Annotated in this window: 4 protein-coding genes and 1 pseudogene; 4 read left to right on the top strand and 1 reads right to left on the bottom strand. The window is 69.3% G+C overall.

Going from position 1 to position 5,471, the window contains the following annotated elements; genetic code table 11:
* The first annotated feature begins 142 nt into the window (after positions 1-142).
* The 4 genes from G3N94_RS39370 to G3N94_RS39355 all read left to right on the top strand — a co-directional run bounded on the left by G3N94_RS39370 (position 143) and on the right by G3N94_RS39355 (position 5,141).
* Positions 143-1,768: an APC family permease gene (locus G3N94_RS39370; protein WP_205799596.1), complete on the top strand. Its 1,626-nt coding sequence runs from the start codon at positions 143-145 to the stop codon at positions 1,766-1,768.
* Positions 1,769-1,841: 73 nt separating this feature from the next.
* Positions 1,842-3,437 (top strand): aldehyde dehydrogenase (NADP(+)), encoded by a 1,596-nt coding sequence (locus tag G3N94_RS39365; protein ID WP_205799595.1) that lies wholly within the window; start codon positions 1,842-1,844, stop codon positions 3,435-3,437.
* Positions 3,430-4,449: an Ldh family oxidoreductase gene (locus G3N94_RS39360; RefSeq protein WP_205799594.1), complete on the top strand. Its 1,020-nt coding sequence runs from the start codon at positions 3,430-3,432 to the stop codon at positions 4,447-4,449. The genes G3N94_RS39365 and G3N94_RS39360 overlap by 8 nt, the downstream gene beginning before the upstream one ends.
* A gap of 131 nt (positions 4,450-4,580) precedes the next feature.
* Positions 4,581-5,141, top strand: a complete 561-nt coding sequence (locus tag G3N94_RS39355; protein ID WP_205799593.1) for a cytochrome b — start codon at positions 4,581-4,583, stop codon at positions 5,139-5,141.
* A 38-nt stretch (positions 5,142-5,179) separates the two neighbouring features.
* Here the strand turns inward: G3N94_RS39355 and G3N94_RS39350 are convergent.
* Positions 5,180-5,471 (bottom strand): annotated as a pseudogene (locus tag G3N94_RS39350) (peptide-binding protein); the annotation flags it as partial.

The following is a 5,471-nucleotide window of genomic DNA, read 5'->3' as shown; positions in this document are numbered from 1 at the left end:
CAGCCCGCGTCGCGCGTGAACGCCCCGCGGCCCGCCCCGGTCGTTCGAACCGGGCGTCGCCGGCCGGCAGGCGCGCGCCGCAGCTCCGTCAGAGCGCGGCGCGATTTCCGCCTGTGCCGACAATCCCATAGGAGACAAGCCCATGCCAGGCCAAGGCAATGCACAACCGTCCGTGCCGCTTTCCCGTTCCGCGCACCCCGACGCGGGTCACGGCAAGTTCAAGAAACAGCTGTCGCTGACCGACCTCACGTTCATCGGTCTCGGCGCCATCTTTGGTTCGGGGTGGCTGTTCGCCGCAAGTCACGTGTCGACGATCGCGGGCCCGGCCGGCATCTTCTCGTGGCTGCTCGGCGGCTTCGCGGTGCTGCTGCTCGGCATCGTCTACTGCGAACTCGGCGCCGCGCTGCCGCGCGCGGGCGGCGTCGTGCGCTATCCGGTGTTCTCGCACGGCCCATTGCTCGGCTACCTGATGGGCTTCATCACGCTGATCGCCTTTTCGAGCCTGATCGCGATCGAAGTCGTCGCCGCGCGCCAGTACGCGGCCGCGTGGTTTCCGGGGCTGACCGTCGCCGGATCGAGCGATCCGACCACGCTCGGCTGGCTCGTGCAGGCAGCTCTCCTCGGTTTCTTCTTCTACCTGAACTATTCGAGCGTGAAGACGTTCGCGAAGGCGAACAACATCATCAGTATCTTCAAGTTCGTCGTCCCGCTGTCGGTGATCGCGGTGCTGTTCACGTTCTTCAAGCCCGCGAACCTGACGATCCACGGCTTCGCGCCGTTCGGCATGCCGGGCATCGAGATGGCCGTGTCGGCCGGCGGCATCATCTTTGCGTACCTCGGGCTCACGCCGATCGTGTCGGTCGCGAGCGAGGTGCGCAATCCGCAGCGCACGATCCCGATCGCGCTGATCCTGTCGATCCTGCTGTCGACGCTGATCTACGTGCTGCTGCAGATCGCGTTCATCGGCAGCATCCCGACCGACATGCTCGCCGCCGGCTGGCACGACGTCAGCAAGGCGTTCTCGCTGCCGTATCGCGACATTGCGCTCGCGCTCGGCGTCGGCTGGCTCGCGGTGATGGTCGTCGCCGATGCGATGATCTCGCCGAGCGGCTGCGGCAACATCTACATGAACGCGACGCCGCGCGTCGTCTACGGCTGGGCGAAGACCGGCACCTTCTTCAAGGTCTTCACGCGCATCGACGAAGCGTCCGGCATTCCGCGCGCGGGCCTGTGGCTGACCTTCGGCCTCGCGATCTTCTGGACGATGCCGTTCCCGTCGTGGGAAGCGCTGATCAACATCGTGTCGGCCGCGCTGGTGCTCAGCTACGCGGTCGCGCCCGTGTCGGTCGCCGCACTGCGCCGCAATGCGCCCGACCTGCCGCGGCCGTTCCGCGCGAGCGCGTTCGCGATCACGGGCCCCGCATCGTTCGTGATCGCCGCGCTGATCGTCTACTGGTCGGGCTGGAGCACCGTGTCCTGGTTGCTCGGCCTGCAGATCGCGATGTTCGTCATCTATCTCGCATGCCGCCGCTGGGTGCCGACCGCGCACCTGAGCCTCGCAGAACAGGTGCGCTCGTCGGCGTGGCTGATCGCGTTCTATGCGGCGATGATCGTCGCGTCGTATTTCGGCGGCTTCGGCGGCACGGGCCAGCTCGCGCATCCTTACGACACGCTTGTCGTCGTGGCGATCGCGCTCGTCATCTATTACTGGGGCTCGCATACCGGCGTGCCGTCCGCGAAGCTGCAGCTCGACGACGACGAGTGCTGACGCCCCCTTCCCCTTCTTCCCTTCCCCCATCGGCCGGGCCGTGCGCCCGGCCCGCATTTTTTCGAGGAAAACCATGCGACTCACAGGTCAGCTTTTGATCGGCTCCGCTGCCGTCACCGGGCAGAACGGCACCCTCCACGCGATCGCCGCCGCGACCGGCGAACGGCTCGAACCCGCGTTCGGCGGCGCGAGCCTGCACGACCTGGAGACGGCCTGCGCGCTCGCCGACGATGCGTTCGACACCTATCGCGAGACGAGCCCCGAAGCGCGCGCCGCGTTTCTCGAAGCAATCGGCCGCAACATCATCGCGCTCGGCGACGAACTGATCGAGCGCTGCGTCGCCGAATCGGGGCTGCCGCGCGCCCGCATCGAAGGCGAGCGCGGCCGCACGGTCGGCCAGCTCGGGCTGTTCGCGGCGGTCGCGCGCGACGGCGGCTTCGTCGATGCCCGCATCGATCGGGCCCGCCCCGACCGCAAGCCGCTGCCGCGCGTCGACCTGCGGCTGCGCAACGTCGCGATCGGGCCGGTTGCCGTGTTCGGCGCATCGAACTTCCCGCTCGCGTTTTCGGTCGCGGGCGGCGATACGGCGTCCGCGCTCGCAGCCGGCTGCCCGGTGATCGTCAAGGCGCATTCCGCGCATCCGGGCACGTCGGAACTCGTCGGCCGTGCGATCCAGCAGGCGGTGCACGAATGCGGATTGCCGGCCGGCGTGTTCTCGCTGCTGTTCGACGCATCGCGTGAGATCGGCCAGGCGCTCGTTGCCGATCCGCGCATCAAGGCGGTCGGCTTCACCGGCTCGCGGCGCGGCGGCGTCGCGCTGATGCATATCGCGGCCACGCGCGACGAGCCGATTCCCGTCTATGCGGAAATGAGCTCGATCAACCCCGTGCTGCTGCTGCCCGACGCGCTCGCCGCGCGGCACGATGCGATCGCGCAGCAGTTCGTCGCGTCGCTGACGCTCGGCGCCGGCCAGTTCTGCACGAACCCGGGCCTCGTGCTCGGCATCGACGGGCCCGCGCTGCGCGCGTTCGAAGCGGCCGCTGCTACCGCCGTCCGCGCGGCTGCCGCGCAGACGATGCTGACGCCACACATCCACGCGAGCTATGCCGAAGGCGTCGCAAAGCTGCGCACGCACGACGCAGTCGACACGCTCGCCGAAGGCGTCGAAGGCGACCGCTTCCAGGCGCGCGCCGCGCTGTTCGCTACGTCCGCCGATGCGTTTATCGCGCGTCCGGAACTGCGCGACGAAGTGTTCGGCCCCGCATCGCTGATCGTGCGCTGCCCGGACGCCGACACGCTGCACCGCGTGCTGAAGTCGCTCGAAGGCCAGTTGACGATCGCCGCGCATCTCGCCGACGGCGACGCGCCGCTGTTCGCGAAGCTGCTGCCGACGCTCGAACGCAAGGCCGGCCGTATCCTCGTCAACGGCTTCGGCACCGGCGTCGAGGTCGGGCATGCGATGGTGCACGGCGGCCCGTTCCCGGCGACGTCCGACACGCGCACGACGTCGGTCGGCGCGCGCGCGATCGAACGCTTCCTGCGGCCCGTCTCGTATCAGGACGTGCCGGCCGCACTGCTGCCCGCAGCGATCCGCGACGGCAACCCGCTGCACGTCGCGCAGCGGATCGACGGCGTGATGGTCCTGCCGAAGGAGACTCAAGATGTCTGACGCGAACGAAGTCGTCCTGTCGCTCGACGACGTGCACGCGCTCGCGCTGCGCGTGCTGACCCACCACGGGATGTCCGACGCACACGCGCGCGCGATCGCGAACGTGATCACGCAAGGCCAGCGCGACGAATGCCATTCGCACGGCGTCTACCGGCTGCTCGTCTGCGTGCGCTCGCTGAAGAAAGGCAAGGTCGATCCGCAGGCCGTGCCGACGCTGCGCCGGCTGTCGTCGTCGATCGTCGCGGTCGATGCGCATCGCGGCTTTTCGCTGCTGAGCTTCGAGACGGGCCTCCCGGTGCTCGTCGACATGGCGAAGCAGCACGGCATCGCGGCGCTGGTCATCAACAATTGCTACCACTTCTCGGCGCTGTGGCCGGAAGTCGAGGCGATCGCCGCCGCCGGCCTCGCCGGGATCGCGATGAACCCGAGCCATAGCTGGGTCGCGCCGGAAGGCGGCAACCAGCCGGTGTTCGGCACCAATCCGATCGCATTCGCGTGGCCGCGGCCGGGCGGCGTGCCGTTCGTGTTCGATTTCGCGACCAGCGCGATCGCGCGCGGCGACATTGAGCTGCACGCGAAGCAAGGCAAGCCGATTCCGCCGCACTGGGCAATCGATGCGGACGGCCAGCCGACCACCGATCCGAAGGCTGCGCTGCAGGGCGCGATGCGCACGTTCGGCGGCCACAAGGGCTCGGCGCTCGCGGCGATGGTCGAGCTGCTCGGCGGCGCGCTGATCGGCGACATGACGAGCCAGGAGTCGATGGCATTCGACGAAGGCGTCGGCGCGACACCGTGTCATGGCGAGCTCGTGATCGCGTTCGATCCGAAGGTGTTCCTCGGCGACGATCTCGACGCGGGGCTCGCGCGCGGCGAGCGGATGCTCGAATCGATCGTCGCGCAGGGCGCGCGGCTGCCGTCGCAACGGCGCTTCGACGCCCGCGCGCGCAGCGTCGCACACGGTGTGCGCGTGCCGCGGCCGTTGTATGACGAAATCCTGACGCTGCTCGATTGATGCGTGCGCGCGTTGGAGGGATCTTAACGTTCCCATAAGGTGCGCGGATCGATGATGGACGCGTCGGCAGTCCGGCCCTCGTTCAGGGCCGCATCGACCGCCGCGCCCCACATTCGTCAGAAGAGTCCGCCATGTCCGACACGTCCACCGCGTCCGCCACGTCCGATACCACCCGCCTGACAGCCCGTTACGACCGGCTCACGCGCCTGTTCCACTGGTGCATGGTGCTGCTGGTCGCCGCCCAGTTCGCGCTCGGCTGGACGATGCCGGACGTCCACGGCACCGCGCCGCCGCTCGGGCTCGTGCTGCTGCACGTCAATCTCGGCGTATTGCTGCTGCTGATCGCGGTGCCGCGCCTGCTGTGGTCGGGCGCGCGCCGGCCGATCGCGCCGGTCGAGCAGCACCCGGCGCTCGCGTTCGTGGCGAGCGTCACGCACAAGCTGCTGTACGTGTCGCTGCTCGCGGTGCCGCTGCTCGGCTGGCTGAACGCGAACGGCCGCACCTGGCAGATCGGCGTCGGCCACTGGTTGACCCTGCCGACGATCGCCGCGCCACACTCGCTCGGCGCATCGATCGGCGAGTTGCACAGCGCGTGGGCCACCGCGCTCGCGATCCTGATCGGACTGCACGCGTGCGCGGCGCTCGCGCACCGGTTCTTCATGAAGGACGGCGTGCTGGCCCGGATGCTGTAACGCAGGGTCCACGCGTGCGATGTCAAGCCCGTCCGGCGTCACTCGTGCCGGAAATCGCCGCCGTGGGCGCCGCCGCCCCCGCCGCTGCCGCCTTGCCGGCCGCCGAAGCTGCCTCGCTCACCGCCGCCACCACCACCGCCACCCTGATGGCCTGACGGCGGCATCACGACGACCGCGCCGACGTTGGGCGCCGGCGCATGCATCACGGCCGGCGGATTCGGCGCATGCATCTGGGCCTGCGGATTCGGCGCATGCATCACCGCTGGCGGGCCCGGCGCACGCATGTTTCCGCCGGATTGCGGCATGGGTGCAGGCGCCGGCGTGCGGACG

Origin of the sequence: Burkholderia sp. Ac-20353, assembly GCF_017104785.1 — a bacterium.
Taxonomy (GTDB): domain Bacteria; phylum Pseudomonadota; class Gammaproteobacteria; order Burkholderiales; family Burkholderiaceae; genus Burkholderia.
Note: the sequence above shows the minus strand (reverse complement) of the source record. Positions and strands in the feature narration are given on the sequence as shown.